At 74.4% G+C, this 19,714-nt stretch carries 18 protein-coding genes and 1 riboswitch; of the genes, 13 read left to right on the top strand and 5 right to left on the bottom strand.

The genetic code is table 11. The features are described 5' to 3' along the window. Positions 1–79: 79 nt before the first annotated feature. Positions 80–196: riboswitch (SAM riboswitch) on the top strand. 216 nt (positions 197–412) lie between these two features. Further along, positions 413–1,825 (top strand): aminotransferase class V-fold PLP-dependent enzyme, encoded by a 1,413-nt coding sequence (locus tag ACFWW8_RS01590; protein WP_386522091.1) that lies wholly within the window; start codon positions 413–415, stop codon positions 1,823–1,825. Positions 1,826–2,223: 398 nt separating this feature from the next. Here the strand turns inward: ACFWW8_RS01590 and ACFWW8_RS01585 are convergent, their stop codons facing one another. Together ACFWW8_RS01585 and ACFWW8_RS01580 are read right to left on the bottom strand one after the other, a co-directional pair. Continuing rightward, positions 2,224–2,505 carry an Lrp/AsnC family transcriptional regulator gene (locus ACFWW8_RS01585; RefSeq protein ID WP_267720853.1) on the bottom strand — a complete coding sequence of 94 codons (282 nt, stop codon included), beginning with the start codon at positions 2,503–2,505 and terminating at the stop codon, positions 2,224–2,226. Further along, positions 2,502–3,236: a rhomboid family intramembrane serine protease gene (locus ACFWW8_RS01580; protein WP_386522088.1), complete on the bottom strand. Its 735-nt coding sequence runs from the start codon at positions 3,234–3,236 to the stop codon at positions 2,502–2,504. Before ACFWW8_RS01580 ends, ACFWW8_RS01585 begins: the two co-directional genes overlap by 4 nt. 124 nt (positions 3,237–3,360) lie before the next feature. Here ACFWW8_RS01580 and ACFWW8_RS01575 point away from each other — a divergent pair, with 124 nt between their 5' ends. The 6 genes from ACFWW8_RS01575 (at position 3,361) to ACFWW8_RS01550 (ending at position 9,930) form a co-directional block, all read left to right on the top strand. Then, positions 3,361–3,600 carry a hypothetical protein gene (locus tag ACFWW8_RS01575; RefSeq protein WP_008738811.1) on the top strand — a complete coding sequence of 80 codons (240 nt, stop codon included), beginning with the start codon at positions 3,361–3,363 and terminating at the stop codon, positions 3,598–3,600. 40 nt (positions 3,601–3,640) lie between these two features. Next, entirely contained in the window at positions 3,641–5,005 is a 1,365-nt protein-coding gene (locus ACFWW8_RS01570; RefSeq protein ID WP_386522238.1) for an NYN domain-containing protein, read from the top strand. A gap of 252 nt (positions 5,006–5,257) precedes the next feature. Continuing rightward, positions 5,258–6,283 (top strand): NlpC/P60 family protein, encoded by a 1,026-nt coding sequence (locus tag ACFWW8_RS01565; RefSeq protein ID WP_386522085.1) that lies wholly within the window; start codon positions 5,258–5,260, stop codon positions 6,281–6,283. Between the two features lie 237 nt (positions 6,284–6,520). Then, positions 6,521–7,573 (top strand): NlpC/P60 family protein, encoded by a 1,053-nt coding sequence (locus ACFWW8_RS01560; RefSeq protein ID WP_386522084.1) that lies wholly within the window; start codon positions 6,521–6,523, stop codon positions 7,571–7,573. Between the two features lie 51 nt (positions 7,574–7,624). Beyond that, positions 7,625–8,776, top strand: coding sequence for a hypothetical protein (locus ACFWW8_RS01555; RefSeq protein WP_386522081.1), 1,152 nt, complete (start codon positions 7,625–7,627; stop codon positions 8,774–8,776). Between the two features lie 11 nt (positions 8,777–8,787). After that, positions 8,788–9,930: a glycosyltransferase family 4 protein gene (locus ACFWW8_RS01550; protein WP_386522078.1), complete on the top strand. Its 1,143-nt coding sequence runs from the start codon at positions 8,788–8,790 to the stop codon at positions 9,928–9,930. A gap of 416 nt (positions 9,931–10,346) precedes the next feature. On the opposite strand, the gene ACFWW8_RS01545 is transcribed toward ACFWW8_RS01550, so the two are convergent. Further along, on the bottom strand, positions 10,347–12,143 hold the full coding sequence (locus ACFWW8_RS01545; RefSeq protein WP_386522077.1) for an AMP-dependent synthetase/ligase: 1,797 nt from the start codon (positions 12,141–12,143) through the stop codon (positions 10,347–10,349). Positions 12,144–12,371: 228 nt separating this feature from the next. Here ACFWW8_RS01545 and ACFWW8_RS01540 point away from each other — a divergent pair, with 228 nt between their 5' ends. From ACFWW8_RS01540 to ACFWW8_RS01515, 6 genes are all read left to right on the top strand, one after another. Next, on the top strand, positions 12,372–13,157 hold the full coding sequence (locus ACFWW8_RS01540) for a metallophosphoesterase (RefSeq protein ID WP_386522075.1): 786 nt from the start codon (positions 12,372–12,374) through the stop codon (positions 13,155–13,157). Between the two features lie 155 nt (positions 13,158–13,312). Continuing rightward, positions 13,313–13,753, top strand: coding sequence for an SRPBCC family protein (locus tag ACFWW8_RS01535; protein WP_386522072.1), 441 nt, complete (start codon positions 13,313–13,315; stop codon positions 13,751–13,753). 429 nt (positions 13,754–14,182) lie between these two features. Continuing rightward, on the top strand, positions 14,183–15,397 hold the full coding sequence (locus ACFWW8_RS01530; protein WP_386522069.1) for an ArsA-related P-loop ATPase: 1,215 nt from the start codon (positions 14,183–14,185) through the stop codon (positions 15,395–15,397). Between the two features lie 75 nt (positions 15,398–15,472). After that, complete coding sequence (locus ACFWW8_RS01525; protein ID WP_386522066.1) at positions 15,473–15,928, top strand: DUF5304 domain-containing protein; 456 nt, start codon at positions 15,473–15,475, stop codon at positions 15,926–15,928. Between the two features lie 61 nt (positions 15,929–15,989). Continuing rightward, a complete protein-coding gene (locus ACFWW8_RS01520; protein ID WP_386522063.1) occupies positions 15,990–16,931 on the top strand; it encodes an ROK family glucokinase in 942 nt (313 codons plus the stop codon). Positions 16,932–17,001: 70 nt separating this feature from the next. Then, positions 17,002–17,778 carry an endonuclease/exonuclease/phosphatase family protein gene (locus ACFWW8_RS01515; protein WP_386522060.1) on the top strand — a complete coding sequence of 259 codons (777 nt, stop codon included), beginning with the start codon at positions 17,002–17,004 and terminating at the stop codon, positions 17,776–17,778. 422 nt (positions 17,779–18,200) lie between these two features. Here the strand turns inward: ACFWW8_RS01515 and ACFWW8_RS01510 are convergent, their stop codons facing one another. Together ACFWW8_RS01510 and ACFWW8_RS01505 are read right to left on the bottom strand one after the other, a co-directional pair. Continuing rightward, positions 18,201–18,872: a hypothetical protein gene (locus ACFWW8_RS01510; RefSeq protein WP_386522058.1), complete on the bottom strand. Its 672-nt coding sequence runs from the start codon at positions 18,870–18,872 to the stop codon at positions 18,201–18,203. Beyond that, entirely contained in the window at positions 18,865–19,644 is a 780-nt protein-coding gene (locus tag ACFWW8_RS01505) for an alpha/beta hydrolase (RefSeq protein WP_386522055.1), read from the bottom strand. The genes ACFWW8_RS01510 and ACFWW8_RS01505 overlap by 8 nt, the downstream gene beginning before the upstream one ends. Positions 19,645–19,714: the final 70 nt, after the last annotated feature.

The raw sequence follows: 19,714 nt of genomic DNA, 5'->3' as shown, positions 1-19,714 counted from the left end.
TCGTTTCGAGCCAAGACCCCGGTCCAGCATGCGGACCGGGGTCTTGCGCGCGGGAGATCATGTGGCAGGATGCTGACCAGGTCACGAGTGACAGCGTTTAGGCCCCGGCTTGCTGTCCGGCAACCCTCCTTCCGTGGCGGGGTGCCCCGGGTGATGACCAGGTCGTAGGCAGCGAGGTCTACGGCAAGCGCGGATCCCTCGACACCAGGGGTCCTGGTCTCTCGAGGAGCGTTTTCCGTGAGCAAGCGAATGCGATAGGGCGGATCCGCCCCTTCTTCACCCCTCGGAACAGGGTCGCCTCCGTGTACCCCCTTCGCTCCGAGGGCCTTCCCGTACCCCGGACGGCCGCAGCGCCGTACCCGCGTACGGGCACGCCGAAGCCATTCACCCCTGCCTGCCGGGAGATACCGCCATGTCCGCATCCCTGAACGCCGCTGCCGCCACCACCACCGCCGTCGACCCCGCGTGTGCCGAGCCGTTGCAGGTCCTCGGCCGGGACGTCACCGTCCCGCTCGTCACCGGCGGCGAGGTGACCTACGCGGCCCTCGACTACGCGGCCAGCGCCCCCGCCCTGCAGCGGGTCTGGGACGACGTGGCGGCCTACGCCCCCTACTACGGCAGCGTGCACCGCGGCGCCGGGTACCTCTCCCAGCTCTCCACCGACCTGTTCGAGCAGAGCCGGGTCACCGTCGCCGAGTTCCTCGACTGCCGCCCCACCGACCAGGTGATCTTCACCCGGTCCACCACCGACTCCCTGAACCTGCTGGCCGCCGCGCTCCCGGCCGACTGCCAGGTCTTCGTCTTCGAGACCGAGCACCACGCCTCGCTGCTGCCGTGGACGAACGCCCGCGTCACCTACCTCGACGCCCCCCGCACCCCCGGCGAGGCCGTCGCCACCCTGGAGCGGGCGCTCGCCGGACGCGACCCGTCCGCCAGCTCTTCGAGCCGGGGGGATGCCAAGGGTCCCGCGCTGGTCTGCGTCACCGGCGCCTCCAACGTCACCGGCGAGCTGTGGCCGGTCAAGGAGCTCGCCGCCGCCGCGCACGCCCACGGCGCGCGGATCGTCCTGGACGCCGCCCAACTGGCCCCGCACCACCCGGTGTCCGTGCAGGAGCTGGACGTGGACTGGGTCGCCTTCTCCGGGCACAAGCTGTACGCCCCCTTCGGCTCGGGCGTGCTCGCCGGCCGTGCGGACTGGCTGCAGGAGGCCGAGCCGTACCTCGCGGGCGGCGGCGCCTCCCGCAAGGTGGCCCGCCGCGAGGACGGCGGCGTGGACGTCGAGTGGCACACGACCGCCGCCCGCCACGAGGCCGGCTCCCCGAACGTCATCGGCGTCTACTCCATCGCCTCCGCCTGCAAGGCCCTGACGGAGGCCGGCTTCGACAGCCTGGTCGCCCGCGAGCGCCACCTCATCGCCCGCGTCCGCGAGGGCCTGGCCGGGGTGCCCGCGGTGCGCGTCCTGTCCCTCTTCGGCGACGACGCCCCGCGCGTCGGCGTCATCTCGTTCGTGGTCGACGGCTGGAACAGCTCGCACTTCGCCGCCGCGCTGTCGGCCGAGTACGGGATCGGCGTGCGCGACGGTCTGTTCTGCGCCCACCCGCTGGTCCGCACCCTGCTGGGCAGCGAGCCGCAGGAGCCGGGCGAGTGCGGTGCGCCGGAAGCGGCGCCGGGGGAGCGCTCGCTGAACGCCATCCGCGTCAGCTTCGGCGCGGGCACCCCCGACGAGCACGTCGAGCGCTTCGTGCGGGCGGTGCGGGAACTGGTCGCGGACGGCGCCAAGTGGCAGTACCGCACGGAAGAGGGCCGCTGCGTCCCGGCGGTCTGACCGGCCGGCCCGGGCCGGGCCGGCCGCTGACGGGGCCGGCTGATCGGGGCCCGGCGGGGTGGGGCCCGGCGGGGTGCGGCGGTGGGGCGGGGCCCCTCCGGAGGATCTCCTCGGCTCGCGCACGGAGGCAGTGCTGCGTTCGCGCGGCGTGGTTGCGCGCTCGTCCTGCGGGGACCCTCCGGAGTGTCCCCGCCCCACCGCCGCACCGTGCGGCCGTCCGAGGTGGGGGAGCGGGGGCCCGGCGGGGCGTCCCCGCGGGACGAGCGCGCAACCGGCCCGCACGGACGAAGCGGTACCTCGGTGCGCGAGCCGAGGAGACGCCCCGCCGGGCCCCCGCGGACGGCCCGTTCGGTTCGGCTCCCGTCAGGGAACGCTTCCCGGTAGCCGCGCCGGAGGCGTTACGCGTCCAGGCCGATGGCGAAGGCGGCTTCCAGGTCGTGCTGGGAGTACGTGCGGAACGCGACGTGCGTGTCCGTTCCCTCGACGCCCGGGATCTTGCTGATGCGGCCCGGGATGATGTCCGCCAGGTTCTCGTGGCGGGCCACGCGGACCAGTGCGATCAGGTCGTACGTACCGGTGACGGAGTAGACCTCGCTGACGCTGTCCAGCGCGGCGATGGACTCGGCGATCTCGGGGATGCGGTCCACGCTGGTCTTGATGAGCACGATCGCGGTGATCACGGCTGGCTGTCTCCCTCGGTGGCCGTCGCTGGTCGCCTCACTCTAGTCGTACCCCGATAGCGGACCCACGCGTAGAGGAAGCCGAGCGAGAAGCCCACCAGGTGGGCCAGGTAGGCGACCCCGGGGCCGCTGCCCGCGCGGTGCGCCGCGACCCACTGGAGGGCGAACCAGAACAGCAGCACGATCCAGGCGGGGAAGCGCAGCGGCAGGAAGAACAGGAACGGGAACAGGCTCGTCACCCGGGCGCGCGGCAGCAGGTACAGGAAGGCCCCCAGGACGGCGGAGATGGCGCCCGAGGCGCCGACCAGCGTCTGGGAGGACTCCGCGTTCGCCGCCGCGTACGCCGCCAGGGCCACGTACCCCGTACAGACGTAGAAGGCGAGGAAGGCGGGGCGGCCCATCCGCTCCTCCGCCATCGCGCCGAACACGTAGAGGAAGAGCATGTTCCCCAGCAGGTGCAGCCAGCTGCCGTGGACGAAGAGGGCCGTCAGCGGGGTCAGCCAGGCGCGGGGCGTGCTCGTGAAGAGCTCGTCCGGGACCACGCCCCAGCGTTGGAAGTAGTCCGTCCCGGCCGCCAGGAGCCCGTCGCCCGTCCCGTAGGAGGGGTTCAGCCCGGAGGCCGGGCTCAGTACGAACACCACACCGCAGCCCGCGATCAGCGCGTGGGTGACCACCGGTCCCCGGGCAGCCTCGCGCAGGGTCCGCCACCTTACGATCATGTGGCAGAGCATGACGCAAGGAGCCCCACCTGAGGCGGTGGCAGGCCGTAGGGTTACGAGCTGCGGTCCGGCGGCCCGCGCAGACGGCCGCGCGGACCGCTTTAATTGAAACAGCTACGAAGGAGAGAGCGGCCTGATGACGGTTCCCCTGCCGACCGACACCACCCGGTGGCGCTGCACCCTGTGCGGCAACCTCACGCGGTTCGACGTCACCCGCTCGTCGAAGGTCGTGGAGTACGTCCACCTGGACCTCGCCGGGGAGCCCAAGGTCGAGGAACGCGAGGTGGTCAATGAGACCATCGAGTCGGTCCGCTGCCGCTGGTGCAACGCGGTGGACCAGATCGAGCTCGTGGACAGGCCGGGCGCGGACTCCTGACGGAGCCCCGCCCACAGGTAGATCACGGTAGGGGTGACGGATTGTGGAGCCAGCAAGCGGCGCTGAGCCGGCCGACGCGGCCGGCGACGCCGCCGAGGTGCTCGACCGCCCGCTGCCGGAAGGCGTGCGGCGCCGGGTCGTCGCGCTCGTCTCGGACGCCTTCGGCGGACTGACGGTCGCGGACCTCCCGGCGCAGCTGCGCCAGTACGCCCGCTTCACCCCGACCCGGCGCGCCAAGTTCGCGGGCAACGCCATGGCGGCGGCGGTCGAGACCGACGGCGTGTTCCGCGGCAGGGTCGCCGAGAAGCTGCGCGAGGCCCAGGCGGACCTGGCCGGGGCGCTGGAGTCCGGCGCGCCGCCCGCCGCCGCCGATCCGCTGGACGTGGCGGCGGCCGCGTACGTTTTGCGGCCGGCCGGCTGGGTCAAGCTGGTGGCCGCCGCGGGCGAGGAGGCGCAGCGCGCCGACGCCGAGCGGGCGGACGAGGAGACCCGGCGCGAACTGGACCGGCTCCGCGAGGAGCTGTCCCACGTACGCGAGCTGCAGCGCTCGGGCGGCGAGCAGGTGCGGACCGAGCTGGAGGCCTCGCGCAAGGAAGCGGAATCGCTTCACCGCAAGCTGCGCAGCGCGCTGAGCGACGTCAAGCGCGGCGAGGCGGCCCTGCGCAAGGTGAACGCGGAGGTCGACGGGATCCGCGGCGAGGCGGCCGCCCGGGTGGCCGCCGCCGAGAGCGAGACCCGGCGGCTCAAGTCCCGTCTGGCGGAGGTGGAGGCGGCGCTGGAGACCTCGCGCCGGGCCACGCGCGAGGGGCGCAGCATCGAGGACATGCGGCTGCGGCTGCTGCTGGACACCGTGCTGGAGGCGGCGGCCGGGCTGCGCCGCGAGCTGGCGCTGCCGCCGGTCAGCACCCGCCCGGCGGACACCGTGGACGCGGTGGAGCCGGGCCGGATGACGCCGAAGGACATCGCGGCGCGCGCACTGTCGGAGACCGATCCGGCGCTGCTGGACCAGCTGTTGGCGCTGCCCCAGGCACATCTGGTGGTCGACGGCTACAACGTGACCAAGACGGGCTACCCGACGATGCCGCTGGAGAAGCAGCGGCTGCGGCTGCTGGGCGGGCTGTCGATGCTCGCCGCGCAGACCGGCGCGGAGATGACCTGTGTGTTCGACGGGGCGGAACTGGCGGCCCCGGTGCTGCTCGCCCCGCCGCGCGGCGTGCGGGTGCTGTTCTCCAAGGCCGGGGTGACGGCGGACGAGCTGATCCGCCAGCTGGTGCGGGCGGAACCGACGGGCCGGCCGGTCGTGGTGGTTTCCACGGACCGGGAGGTCGCCGACGGGGTGGCCAAGGCCGGGGCGCGGCCCGTGACGTCCGCCTTGTTGCTGAAGCGGCTTTCGCGCGTTTCGTAACCCCTGGCCGTAATGCCGGAATTGGCGCGGTGCCGGGGGAACGTACCGTCAAGTCCCCGGCACACAGCGTGCGCTGTAGGTAAAGAAGCTGGTCGGGGAGTAAGTTTTTTCCCTTCGGGATTTGAACTGATCACAGCGAGGTCACTAAGGTCTGTTCAAACCTCCGTGCGGTAGGTCACTCATCCGGGGTGACGGCGGAGGCGCTGCCGAGTTGCGTTATTCGGCGGCTCGAGGAAGAAGGAGCTCGCCTTCGTGGCGTCCCACCGTCGACCCAAGCAGCCGACCCGCGCTCGTGTGACCGTACTGACCGCCACGGCTGCCGCCGCCGTCGCGCTTTCCGCCCAGGGCGCCTCGGCCGCCCCGGCGAAGCCGGGCAAGGACGAGGTCAAGTCCCAGGTCGACGCGCTCTACGAAGAGGCGGAGCAGGCCACCGAGAAGTTCAACGGGGCCAAGGAACGCCAGGAGAAGCTCGAAAAGGAGATCGGGCAGCTCCAGGACCAGGTCGCGCGGGGCCAGGGCGACCTCAACGAGCTGCGCAGCACGCTCGGTTCGATGGCCAGCGCCCAGTACCGGGGCGGCGGCATCGACCCCTCCCTCGCGCTCTTCCTCTCCGCCGACCCGGACAGCTACCTCGACAAGGCGGCCTCCCTCGACCACCTGAGCGGCAAGCAGGTCGAAGCCGTCCAGAAGATCCAGGCCAAGCAGCGCAGCCTCGCGCAGCAGCGCCAGGAGGCCTCCGGCAAGCTGGCCGACCTCGACGCCACCCGCAAGGAGCTCGGCGAGAAGAAGAAGGTCTCGACGGACAAGCTCGCCGAGGCGCAGGCCCTCCTCAACACGCTGACGGCGCAGGAGCGCACGCAGCTCAAGGAGGAGGAGACCAAGGCCAGCCGCAGCGCCGGCGAGCGCGTGGAGCTCGGCGACGTGAAGGCCTCCGGCCGGGCCGGGGCCGCCCTCGCCGCCGCGAAGACCAAGCTGGGCACCGCGTACGTCATGGGCGCCACCGGCCCGAGCGCGTACGACTGCTCCGGGTTGACGCAGTGGGCCTACAAGCAGGCCGGCGTCAGCATCAGCCGCACCACGTACACCCAGGCCAACGACGGCACGCGCGTCAGCCGCAGCCAGCTCCAGCCCGGTGACCTGGTCTTCTTCTACGGAGACCTGCACCACGTGGGCCTCTACGCGGGCAACAACATGACGCTGCACGCCTCCAACCCGCGCGGCGGCATCAAGTACGAGTCGATGGACAACATGCCGTTCCAGTTCGGCGTCCGCATCTGACCCTCCCGGCCGGGGACGCGCCGCGGACCGCCCATCCGGGCGAATTCCCACGTCCCGCCCCGACCGCGCGCCCCGCCGGTGACCTGCGTCTCCTGCGGGGCGTCGCCATGTGCGGCCTCCGGAGGTCGTTGGCCGGTGCGTGGTCGCGCCGCTACTGTCTGCCAGCGCGGAACCCGGTACGCGGCCGCCCACGGGGGGCGGACCCGGGCCCCGCTCAGCGGAAGGGAGCGGTTTCACGTGGCGTCCCATCGCCGGCCCGGCCCCAGCGGCCTCACCGGCCTCGAACGGAACACGAAGGCCACCGTCCTGACCGCCGCCGCGGCGACGGCCGCGGTCGCCCTGACCGGAGCCCCCGCCGGCGCGGCCCCGGGCCTCCCGCACGAACCCCCGTCCGGCAGCCGCGCCCAACTCGACCGGCTCTTCGAGGAGGCCGAGCAGGCCACCGAGCGCTTCAACGAGGCCGGGGAGAAGGCCGACCGGCTGCGCTCCGAGGTCAGCCGGGCCCAGGACGCGATCGCCCGCGGCCAGGACCGCATCAACACCATGCGGGGCGTCCTCGGCACCTTCGCCGGGGCCCAGTACCGCGGCGGCTCCATCGACCCCGCCCTCGGGCTGATGCTCTCCGAGGACCCCGACGACTACCTCGCCCGCGCCGCCGTACTGGACCGGCTGACCGGGCGTCAGGCCCGCCAGCTCGACGAACTCCGCGAGGAGCAGCGCCGGCTCGGCCAGGAACGCCGGGAGGCCTCGCGCAAGCTCGGCGAGCTCGAAGGGCTGCGGGCCGACGTGGCCCGGCACAAGCGGTCCGTCACGGCGAAGCTCGCGGCCGCCCGACGGCTGCTCGAAGCCATGCCCTCCGGGGAGCGCGCCGACTTCGACCGGGCCTCGCGCTCGGGCGGGCGCGCCGACGGGCTGCCCGACCCGTCCTCGGCCGGCCCCTCCTCGGGCCGCGCCGCGACCGCCGTGATGGCGGCCCGGGCGGCGGTCGGCCGGCCGTACGTGTGGGGTTCCACCGGCCCCTCCGGCTTCGACTGCTCCGGACTGATGGTGTGGTCGTACCGGCAGGCCGGGATCTCCCTGCCGCGCACCTCGCAGGCCCAGCGGCACGCCGGCCGGCAGGTGCCGCTGTCGCAGGCGCAGCCGGGCGACCTGGTGACGTACCGCTCCGACGCCAGCCACGTCGGCATGTACGTGGGCAACGGCCAGGTGGTGCACGCCCCGTACCCCGGGGCCCGGGTGCGCTACGACCCGGTCGGCATGATGCCGGTGTCCTCGGTGACCCGCCCCTGACCGGCCCCGGGCGGCCCGGGGGCGCGGGCGGTCCCTGCGTACGATCGGCTGGTGTCCCCGGGTCCCCGCGCCGTCCGCGTGCTGCCGCTCCTGCTGTGCCTGCTGCTGTGCCTTCCGCCGGCGGCCGGGTGCGGCGGTCGGCCGCCGGCCGGCGGCGCCGAGCGGGACGTCCTGCGGGCCGTGGCCGACTGGTCGCGGGTGCCGCCGGAGCGGCTGGCCGGGATCCCGCTGGAGGACTGGTCGTACGAGGTCCGCTCGGTGCGGTCGGCCGGCGCCCGGGCCGTGGTACGGGCGGAGCTGCGCTACCGGATCGCCGGCTACGACCCGGCTCCGGACGGCTCGGCCCGCGAACTGGAACTCGCCGGGGACGGCGGTACCTGGCGGGTGCTGGCCGACCGGCCCGCCCCCGGCGCGCCGCGGCAGCTGTGGGACCAGGGGCCGGTGTCGGTGGTCCGGGGCGCGCACGCGCTGGTCCTGGGCGGCGCCGGGCAGGACGCGGACGCCCTGCGGGGGATCGCCGCCGAGGCCGACCGGGCCGTGCCCGCGGCGAGCGCGGCCTGGCCCCGGCCGTGGGCGGGGCGGGTGGTGGTGCTGGTCCCCGGCTCGCTGGAGCGGATGGGGGAGCTGCTGGGCCGGCCGGCCGACGCGTACCGCGGGCTCGGCGCCGTCACCACCGGGCGGGTGGGCGGGGGAGCGGCCCCCGCCGACCGGGTGGTGGTCAACCCGGAGGGGTACGCGCAGCTGAGCGCGGCCGGCCGGCGGATCGTGCTGACCCACGAGGTCACGCACGTCGCCACCCGGGCGGCGACCTCGGCCGCGACCCCGCTGTGGCTCTCGGAGGGCTTCGCGGACTGGGCGGCGTACCGGGGCGGCGACACCACCCCGGAGCAGGGGGCTCCGGCGCTGGCCCGGGAGGTGCGCCGGGGCGGGCCGCCGGGGGAGCTCCCGCCGGACGGGGCCTTCGCCTTCGGCGGCGAACCGCAGGCGGTGGCCCGCGGGTACGAGGGCGCCTGGCTGGCCTGCCGCCTGATCGCCCGGCGCTGGGGCGACGCGGCGCTGGTCGCCCTGTACGAGCGCGCGGGACGCGAGCCGCTGGGGACGGCTCTGGAGGAGGTGCTCGGAACCGATCGCGAGGGCCTGCTCAAGGCCTGGCGGGAGGCCCTGGACAGCGAGCTCGGCGGGGCCCCGGAGAGGGTCCGGTAGGGTCGCTGGCGATGCACAAGACGCTGATCGTGACCAACGACTTCCCGCCGCGACCGGGCGGCATCCAGGCCTTCCTGCACAACATGGCGCTGCGGCTGGATCCCGACCGGATCGTCGTCTACGCCTCGACCTGGAAGCACGGAGCCGAGGGTCGCGAGGCCACGGCCGCCTTCGACGCCGAGCAGCCGTTCCGGGTGGTCCGGGACCGGACGACGATGCTGCTGCCGACCCCGCGCGTGACGCGGCGGGCCGTCGGCCTGCTGCGCGAACACGGCTGCGAGTCCGTGTGGTTCGGGGCGGCGGCGCCGCTCGGGCTGATGGGCCCGGCGCTGCGCCGGGCGGGCGCGCGGCGGCTGGTCGCGACCACCCACGGGCACGAGGCGGGCTGGGCCCAGCTGCCGGCGGCGCGGCACCTGCTGCGGCGGATCGGCGAGGGCACGGACACGCTGACCTACCTGGGGGAGTACACGCGCTCGCGGATCGCCTCGGCGGTGACGGACCGGGCGGCGGCCCGGATGGTGCAACTCCCGCCGGGGGTCGACGAGAAGACCTTCCACCCCGGCTCGGGCGGCGCGGCCGTACGGGCCCGGCTCGGGCTGTCGGAGCGACCGGTGGTGGTGTGCGTGTCCCGGCTGGTGCCGCGCAAGGGACAGGACACGCTGATCGAGGCGATGCCGCGGATCCTCGCGGCGGTGCCGGACGCGGTCCTGCTGATCGTGGGCGGCGGACCGTACGAGGCCGACCTGCGGAAGCTGGCCGCCTCCACCGGGGTCGCGGACTCGGTGGTCTTCACCGGGGCCGTCCCCTGGTCGGAGCTCCCGGCCCACTACGGGGCGGGGGACGTCTTCGCGATGCCGTGCCGCACCCGGCGGGGCGGGCTGGACGTGGAGGGGCTCGGCATCGTCTACCTGGAGGCCTCGGCGACGGGTCTGCCGGTGGTCGCGGGCGACTCCGGCGGGGCCCCGGACGCGGTGCTGGACGGCGAGACCGGCTGGGTGGTCCGGGGCGGCTCCGCCGCGGACGCGGCCGACCGGATCACGGCCCTGCTGCTGGATCCGGAGCTGCGGAGCCGGATGGGCGCGGCGGGCCGGGCCTGGGTCGAGGAGAAGTGGCGCTGGGACCTGCTGGCGCAGCGGTTGCGCGAGCTGCTGTAGCCGTTGCGCTGCCGCTGGGCTCGGCGGGGTTGGTGCTCCGGCGGGTGGGCGGGCGCGTCCGCGGCGCCGCTGCGGGGGCTCCGCCCCCGGACCCCCGCGCCTCAAACGCCGGCGGGGCCGGATGCTTCGGCGGGGCTGGAGTTGTCGCTGGAGCGGTGTGGGGTTGGCGGCCGGAGCCACGGCTGACCGTCTGTCGGACGGGTGGCGGCGCCGCGTATGGCCGGGCGGCCGGAATCCGCTCGTCATGCGGCCGTGACACCCCATCGGGCGCGCCAAGGGCCGTCAGGGGCCGTACGTCGCCGACGGCTCCCCGATCCCCGGCCCGCCGGGGGTCAGCCGCTTCGTGACCGTCAGCGCCCCCGCGGAGCGGAACACGGCGCGGATCCTCGCCGAGGACCCGCGCCGGCGAGGAGGCCTCAGCCCCGGTACAGCGCCTCGATCTCGTCCGCGAAGTCCTTCGCCACCACGTTCCGCTTGAGCTTCAGCGACGGCGTGATGTGGCCCGACTCCTCCGTGAACTGGGAGGGCAGAATGCGGAACTTCCGCACCGATTCCGCCTTGGAAACCGCCGCGTTGCCGTCGTCCACGGCCTGCTGGACGGCGGCGAGCAGGTCCGCGTCCTCGCGCAGGTCCGCGGCCGTCACGCCGGCCGGCTTGCCGTGCTCGGCGGCCCACCGGCCGAGGAACTCCTCGTCGATGGTGACGAGCGCGGCCACGAACGGCCTCGCGTCGCCGACCACCATGCACTCCGCGACCAGGGCGTGCGCCCGGATCCGGTCCTCGATCACCGCGGGGGCGACGTTCTTGCCGCCCGCCGTGACGATGAGCTCCTTCTTGCGGCCGGTGATCGCGAGGTAGCCGTCCTCGTCGAGGGTGCCGACGTCGCCGGTGTGGAACCAGCCGTCGGTCAGCGCCTCGGCGGTCGCCGTCTCGTTCTTCCAGTAGCCGGTGAAGATGTGCTCGCCGTGCAGCAGCACCTCGCCGTCGTCCGCGATGCGCACCACCGAGCCCGGCAGGGGCTGCCCCACCGTGCCGATCTTCTGCTTGTCCCACGGGTTGAAGGTGGTGGCCGCGCAGGACTCGGTCAGGCCGTAGCCCTCCAGCACCGTGAAGCCGATGCCGCGGAAGAAGTGGCCGAGCCGCTCGCCGAGCGGGGCGCCGCCGGAGATCGCGAACTCGCCGCGCCCGCCGAGGACCGCGTGCAGCTTGCTGTAGACGAGCTTGGAGAAGAGCTTGTGCTTGAGCTTCAGCCCGAACGACGGCCCGCGCGGGGTGTCCAGCGCCCGGCTGTACGCGATCGCCGTCTCGGCGGCCGCGTCGAAGATCTTGCCCTTGCCGTCGGCCTGGGCCTTGGCACGCGCCGAGTTGTAGACCTTCTCGAAGACGCGCGGCACGCCGAGGATCAGCGTGGGCCGGAAGGACTGCAGCTCGTCGGTCAGGTTCTTGATGTCCGGTACGCAGCCCAGCCGGATCGGCGCCAGCACGGCCGCCACCTCCACCAGGCGCCCGAAGACGTGCGCGGCCGGGAGGAAGAGCAGCACCGAGCACTCGCCGGTCTTGAACAGCGGGCTCAGCCGCTCCACCGCGTTGCCGCACTCGGCGAAGAAGTTCCGGTGGGACAGCACGCAGCCCTTGGGACGGCCGGTGGTGCCCGAGGTGTAGACGATGGTGGCCGGGTCGTCGGCGTTCGCGAGACTGCTGCGCTCGTCGGCCTCGGCGTCGGAGACCTCGGTCCCCGCGGCCTTCAGCGCGTCCAGGTCGCCCCGCTCGATCTCCCAGACCTCGCGCAGCTCCGGGAGCCGGTCCCGCAGGGAGGCCACGGCGTCGCTGTGCCCGGGGCTCTCGACGACCGCCGCGACGGCGCCGGAGTCGCCGAGGATCCACTGGATCTGCTCGGCGGAGCTGGTCTCGTACACGGGGACGGTCACGCCGCCCGCGCTCCAGATCGCGAAGTCGATCAGCACCCACTCGTAGCGGGTGCGGGAGATCAGGGCGACCCGGTCGCCCGGGCGGATGCCGGCCGCCATCAGGCCCTTGGCCGTCGCCCGGACCTCGGCGAGGAACTCGGTCGCGGTCACGTCCTGCCACCGGCCGTCGACCTTGCGGCTCATGACGGCGGTGTCGGGATGCTGAGCGGCGTTGCGGCGGATGAGATCCGTCAGGTTCCCGTCCGACGGGACCTCGTACAGGGCCGGAAGACTGAACTCGCGCAAGACTGCTGCTCCTCTGGGCGCCATCGCCACCGTGTGGACCGACCGGACGTTACCCACCGGTAGTGGGTTCCGGATAGAGGGAACCGGCCAGATGTTCCCTGCGTCACATGACGCGCACGTGCCCTGCCGACAGTAGTCGACCCCCCTGAGGACTCGGAAGTAACCGCAGGTCCGGCCCCTCCGCCGGTTCCCCTGCCCCGCACCCCCGGGCGCCCCTAGGGTGGCGGCATGGGTGGCAGGAAAAGCGGTACACGAGTCCACGTCGTCAGTGACGTCCACGGCAACACCGAGGCCCTCGCCCGGGCGGGGGACGGCGCCGACGCGCTGATCTGCCTCGGTGACCTCGTGCTCTTCCTCGACTACGCCGACCACTCGCGCGGCATCCTCCCCGACCTCTTCGGCGTCGAGAGCGCCGACCGGATCGTCGAGCTGCGCACCGCACGCCGCTTCGAGGAGGCCCGGGCGTTCGGCCGTGAGCTGTGGGCCGGGCTGGACCGCGAACAACTGATCGAGGACGCGGTGCGCCGCCAGTACGCAGCAATGTTCGCCGCGTTCCCCACCCCCACGTACGCCACCTACGGCAATGTCGACATCCCCGGTCTGTGGCCGGAGTACGCCGACCGCCCCGGCCTCACCGTGCTGGACGGGCAGCGGGTCGAGATCGGCGGCCGCGTCTTCGGCTTCGTGGGCGGCGGGCTCCCCTCGCCGCTGCGGACCCCGTACGAGGTGGACGTCGAGGAGTACGCGGCCAAGGTGGAGGCGCTGGGCGAGGTGGACGTGCTGTGCTCGCACATCCCGCCCGAGGTGCCGGAGCTCTGCTACGACACCGTCGCGCGGCGCTTCGAGCGCGGCAGCGAGGCCCTGTTGGCCGCCATCCGCCGCACCCGCCCCCGGTACGCGCTCTTCGGGCACGTGCACCAGCCCCTGGCGCGGCGGATGCGGATCGGGGGCACGGAGTGCGTGAACGTCGGCCACTTCGCCGCGACCGGGCGGCCCTGGGCCCTGGAGTGGTGAGCGGGGCGCGCGGGTGGCGGGGCCGCACGGTGTGCGCCGCGGCGGGTGGCCGGTAGGGGAGGTGCTGGAGTGGCGGCGCCCGCACGCGCGGTAGCCTTCGAGCGGCGGCCCGAGGCCGCACACTTCCTCGAACACTCCCCGGAGGAGCGACCGCGATGGCGGAACACACCAGCTCAAGCATCACGATCGAGGCCTCGCCGGCCGCCGTGATGGCCGTGATCGCCGACTTCGCCCGCTACCCCGAGTGGACCGGCGAGGTGAAGGAGGCCGAGGTGCTGGCCACCGACGCCGAGGGCCGCGCCGAGAGGGTCCGGCTGCTGCTGGACGCCGGCGCGATCAAGGACGACCACACCCTCGCCTACACCTGGAAGGGCGCGGACGAAGTCAGCTGGACCCTCGACAAGTCGCAGATGCTGCGCCAGCTCGACGGCTCCTACCGGCTGGCCCCGGTGGACGGCGGCACGCGCACCGAGGTCACTTACCAGCTGACCGTGGACGTCAAGATCCCGATGCTGGGCATGATCAAGCGGAAGGCCGAGAAGGTCATCATCGACCGCGCGCTGGCGGGGCTGAAGAAGCGGGTCGAGTCCACCTGACCCCCTGCGGGGACGCGTCCGCCGGGGGGTACCGCCCCCGGGCCCGGGGCTCCGCGCAGCCGGGGCTCCGCCCCGGGCCCTGCGCCCTGCGCGGCGGGGGTACCGCGCCCTGGGGCTCCGCCCCAGACCCCGCGCCTCAAACGCCGGCGGGGCTCGATGTGGCCGGCGCAGGCTCTCGGGCTTCGCCGCGGATTCCGTGTCCCAGGCCCCGCGCCTCGGCCGCCGGCGGGGCTGGATGTGGCCGGCGCAGGCTCTCGGGCTTCGCCGCGGATTCCGTGCCCCGGGCCCCGCGCCTCGGCCGCCGGCGGGGCTGGATGTGGCCGGCGGTGGGGGAATGACACCTCGCCGGCGTTTGAGGCGCGGGGTACGGGGCGGAGCCCCGGGAAGCCGCGGCGCCGCCGATGACCACCGAACCGGAGTAGCCGCACCATGCGCACCCTGCTGATCACCGGCCCCGGCGGGGCCGGGCGTACCACCGTGGCCGCGGCCACCGCCCTCGCCGCCGCCCGGCAGGGGCAGCGGGTGCTGCTGCTGTCCGGGGACCCCGGCGACCCGGTGGCCGCCCTGGTCGGCGCACCGGCCGGACCGTCCGCCGAGGTCGTGCCCGGACTGCGGGCGGTCCCCGTGGCCGCCGGGTTCCGCGTGGCCCGGGTGGACTCCGGCGAGGAGTTCCGCGACGAACTCGTCGCCCTCCAGGACCGCGGCTCCGCCCTGCTCGGCATGGTCGGTGCCCGCCCCCTCGGGGCCGAGGAGCTCACCGAACTGCCCGGCGCCGAACAGTTCGCCCTGCTCCGCGCCCTGCGCCGGGCCGCCGCCGCTCCCGGCACCGACCTCGTCGTCGTCGACATGCCGCCGCTGCACCAGACGGTCGCCACCCTCGCCCTCCCCGCCCAGCTGCGCCGCTACCTCGCCCGGCTGCTCCCCGCCGAGCGGCAGGCGGCCCGCGCCCTGCGCCCCGTACTGGCCCAGCTGGCCGGCGTCCCCATGCCCGCCCAGTGGCTCTACGAGGCCGCCGCCCGCTGGGACGAGGAGCTGGCCGCCGTCCAGGCCGTCGTCGAGGCCGGCACCACCTCCGTCCGGCTGGTCGCCGAGCCGGGTCCGGCCGCCGGCGCCGCCCTGCGCACCGGAGCCCTCGGCCTCGCCCTGCACCAGCTGGGCACCGACGACCTCGTCGCCAACCGGCTCGCCCCGGCGGACTCCGCCGACCCGTGGGCGGCGTCCGTCGCCGCCCAGCAGCAGGCGTTCCTGCGCGAGCGGGACCCGGCCGTCCCGCTCCGGGAGCTGCCCCACCTGGGCCGCGACCCGCAGGGCCCGGACGACCTGGCGGAGCTCAGCGCCCGGGCCGGCGGCGGAGGCCTCGCCCCGGGGCGGCCGGGCCGGGAGCACCGGGCCTGGCCCGTGGAGGACCGGCTCGCCGAGGACGGCGTACTCGTCTGGGCCGTACGGCTGCCCCACGCCCGCAAGGACGACCTCGACCTGATCCGCCGCGGCGACGAGCTGCTGCTCACCGTGGGCCCGTACCGCAGGATCGTTCCGCTGCCGTCCGCGCTGCGCCGCTGCACCGTCTCCGGCGCCGCCCTGGCCGAGGACGTGCTCCGCATCCGGTTCACCCCGGATCCGGGCCAGTGGCCGCGTACGTCCTGAAACCCGTACCGCCGTTCGGGTAACGTCGAAGGTGACCAGTACCGCCGCCCCGCAGTCGCAGCAGGAGAGTCCGCCATGAGCGAGGCCACCGACCGCCCCACCGACGACGACGCCTGGGCCAAGGCCTGCGCCGAGGACCTCGCCGCGGAGAAGGAGCGCCTGCGCGGGCAGGACGGCACCCGCGCGGGGACCACCGGGACCGCCGCCGAAGAGCTGTTCAAACTCTTCGACGCCGTCGCCGACAAGGTGTCCGGGCTGAACAACCCGCTCCTCGGCGTCGCCGCGCAGGGCGCCGTGCGCCAGTTCGTCAACCAGGCCAAGACCGCCGCCCAGCCCGTCATCGAGCGCAACCCCGAGGTCTTCGACCACCTCGCGGCCGCCGGCTCCGAGCTGCTCGCCGCCTACCGTTCCGCGGTCGGGGGCCACGAGGCCCGCTGGACGCGGAACGAGCCCCCGGCGCCGCGCCGGGAGTCCGACCCCCGCGACGACGGCCCCGACGCGGGCCCGGCCGAGCGGATCGATCTCGACTGAACCTCCGCCACCCTCGGGTACGGTTGCCCGTGGCGGGGTTTGACCGGAAACCGAGGGACTAATGGGACTCACCATCGGCGTCGACATCGGCGGCACGAAGATCGCGGCGGGCGTGGTCGACGAAGAGGGCACCATCCTTGAGACGTACAAGGTGCCCACCCCGCCGACCGCGGACGGGGTGACGGACGCGATCTGTGCCGCCGTCTCCGAGGTCAGCAGCAGTCACACCATCGACGCCGTCGGCATCGGCGCCGCGGGATACGTGGACGACAAGCGCGCGACGGTGCTCTTCGCACCGAACATCAACTGGCGGCACGAGCCGCTCAAGGACAAGGTCGAGCAGCGCATCGGCCTGCCCGTCGTCGTCGAGAACGACGCGAACTGCGCGGCCTGGGGCGAGTACCGGTTCGGCGCCGGCCAGGGCCACGAGGACGTCATCTGCATCACCCTGGGCACCGGCCTGGGCGGCGGCATCATCATCGGCAACAAGCTGCGCCGCGGCCGCTTCGGCGTCGCCGCCGAGTTCGGGCACATCCGGGTCGTCCCCGACGGCCTGCTGTGCGGCTGCGGCAGTCAGGGCTGCTGGGAGCAGTACGCGTCCGGGCGCGCGCTCGTGCGGTACGCCAAGCAGCGCGCCAACGCCACCCCCGAGAACGCGAAGTTCCTGCTCTCGCTCGGTGACGGGACCCCCGAGGGCATCGAGGGCAAGCACATCAGCCAGGCCGCCCGGCAGGGCGACCTGGTGGCCGTCGACTCCTTCCGCGAACTGGCCCGTTGGGCCGGCGCGGGCCTGGCCGACCTGGCCTCGCTGTTCGACCCGTCGGCCTTCATCGTCGGCGGCGGCGTCTCGGACGAGGGCGACCTCGTCCTCGACCCGATCCGCAAGTCGTTCAAGCGCTGGCTGATCGGCGGCGCGTGGCGTCCGCACGCGCAGGTGCTCGCCGCCCAACTGGGCGGGAAGGCCGGCCTCGTCGGCGCCGCCGACCTCGCGCGCCAGGGCTGAGCCCTCCTTGTGACGTGACCGCCCGCCGCGCCCCCTGGGGGAGCGGCGGGCAGCTGCGTATCTTGCGGGCATGGACCTGCTGCCCGCGCTGCCCGCGCTGCCCACGTCTCTTACGGAGCCCGACGGTTCTGCCGTGATCCGGGTACTCGGCTACAACATCCGCTCGCTGCGGGACGACGAGGACGCGCTGGCCCGGGTCATCCGGGCGTGCGCGCCGGACCTGGTGTTCGTCCAGGAGGCGCCCCGGTTCTTCCGGTGGCGCAAGCACGCGGCCCGGCTGGCCGCCAAGTGCGACCTGGTGGTGCTGGGCGGCGGAGCGACGGCGGCCGGACCGCTGCTGCTCTGCTCGCTGCGGGCCTTCGTGGAGCGTACGGAGGACGTACTGCTGCCGCTGACCCCCGGCCTGCACCGCCGGGGCTTCGCCACGGCCGTCGTCCGCTTCGGGGCGGCGCGGGTCGGGCTGGTCTCCGCGCACCTGTCGCTGGACCGGGCCGAGCGGGTGGACCAGGCGGGACTGCTGATGGACCGGCTCGCGGCGATGGACGTCCCGTACGGGATCGCGGCCGGCGACGTGAACGAGACCCCTGACGGGCCGGCCTTCGGCCGCCTGGCCACGGGCCTGCGGGACTGCCGGACGGTCGCGCCGTGGGGCGGGGAGCACACCTTCCCGGCGCGGGGCGCGGAGCGGCGCATCGACGCGGTCTTCGTGACGGGGGGCGTGGAGGTGCTGGCCTGCGGGGTCCCTGCGGGGCTGGCGGGGGTGGAGGCCGCAGATCTGGCGGCCGCGACCGATCACCTGCCGGTGCTGGCGGTGCTGCGGCTGCCGGCGCCGGCGCCGCAGCCGTAGCCGGGGGCCGGCCGGGCAGGCCGGTTCGGGCGCCTGGTTCGGGGGGCCGCCGCCGGGGCTCCGCCCCGGACCCCGCGCCTCAAACGCCGGCGAGGCTGGAATCGTGCCCCGGCGGGGCCCGCGGGGGCGGACGGGCTGGGGCGCTGCGGCTTCGATGTCGCGGGGCCGCCGCCGAGGCTCCGCGCCCCATACGCCGGCAAGGCCGAAATCGTGCCCCGGCGGGGGTGGAACCGTGAGGCCCGGGGCTGGGATCGTGCGCCTGCGGGACTGAATCGTGAGGCCCGGAGGCTGAGATCGTGCCCCTGCGGGGGTGAAACCGTGAGGCCCGGGGTTGGGATCGTGCCCCTGCGGGATCGTGGGGTCCGGGGCTGGGGTTGTGTGCCGGCCGGGGGTGGGGCTCCACCCCCGGCCGGCGCCCCGCCCTAGACGACCGCGCCGCGGCCCGGGTCGTCGTCCTCGTCGTCGTCGTGCGCCATGCGCCCCACCAGCGTCGCGAAGCCGCCCAGGAAGCCGCCGATGCCCAGCGTCGTGAGCCACCAGGTCATCTGCCACTGCAGCAGCACCGCCAAGAGCAGCAGCACGGGGCCGCCGACCACCGCGAGCCACGCGAACTTCGACGTCGTGTCCGCCGGCGGCAACTCCGGCTCAGGGGGCACGAAGTGGCCCTCTTCGGCCGCCGTCAGGTCGTCGTCCCCGGGCTCGGCGAGCGAGTGGTCCCGGGGGCCCGCCCCGCCCACGCCCGGCGCGAAGACCACCGAGCTGCCCAGCGCCGCCGCCGCCGGGGGCTCCGCGGCCGGGCCGGAACCCGGCTCCGCCGGCGGCTCCGGCTTCCGCTTCGTGTCCGCCGCCGGCTCAGGCACGGGTTCCGGCTCCGCGTCCGCCGCGGAGCCGGTCGTGGACCCCGTCTTCGGGCCCGCCTCGGAGGGCAGCGGCTTCACGTCCTCCTCCGGCAGCAGCAGGTTCTCGATCGGCTTGAACGGCCGGGCCCCCGGCGGGTCCGGCGGCTCCTGCCCGTACCCGGCGACGATCGCGGCCCACGCCGCCTCCTCGTCCAGCGGCGGAACCCCGCCCGACTGCTCCTCGTGCTCAGCCACCCGCCTCCGCCCCCTCCCTGCCCACGCTCTCCGCCAGCCGGCCGACGAACGCAAAACTGTCCGCGAAGATCCGCTCCGCGTCATGGTCCAACGTCGCGACGTGGTAACTCTGTTCCAGCAGGGTCTCGGTGACGTCCGTCGACGAGACCCGCGCCAGGACGCGAGCCGAGTCGGCCGGCGGTACGACGTGGTCCTGAGGGCTGTGCAGCAGCAGCAGCGGCTGCGTCACCTGCGGCAGTTCCGCGTCGACCAGCTGCAGGAACCGGCGCAGCGAGTGCGCGGCGTGCGTCGGGATGCGGTCATACCCGACCTCCTCCGAGCCGGGCTTCGCGATGTCGCTGACGATGCCCGGCGTCGACCGGATGAAGTGCCTGGCCACCGGCAGGGCGACGGCGAGCGGGTCGTGGACCTTGTTGGCCGGGTTGACCAGGACCAGGCCGCTGATCGCGTCCCCGTGCTTGGCCGCCAGCCGCAGGCTCAGCGCGCCGCCCATCGACAGCCCGAAGACGAACACCTGCGTGCACCGGTCCAGCAGCTCCCGCAGTGCGCGGTCCACCTCGGCGTACCAGTCCTGCCAGCCGGTGAGCTGCATGTCCTGCCAGCGCGTTCCGTGCCCGGGCAGCAACGGCAGCGACACCGTGAGGCCCCGCCCGGCGAGGTACTCGGCCCAGGGGCGCAGCGACTGGGGGGAGCCGGTGAAGCCGTGGCAGAGGAGGACGCCGACCTCTCCGCCCTCGTGGCGGAACGGCTCGGCTCCAGGGAGGACGGGCACCAGGGTCTCCTTGATCATGATGTACGTCGGGTGGGGGCGTTGCTCTGTGTGACTTCACCGTACGCGACCG

Origin of the sequence: Streptomyces sp. NPDC058701, assembly GCF_042715295.1 — a bacterium.
Lineage (GTDB): Bacteria > Actinomycetota > Actinomycetes > Streptomycetales > Streptomycetaceae > Streptomyces.
The sequence above is the reverse complement of the archived record's forward strand: the minus strand, read 5'-3'. Positions and strand labels throughout refer to the sequence as shown.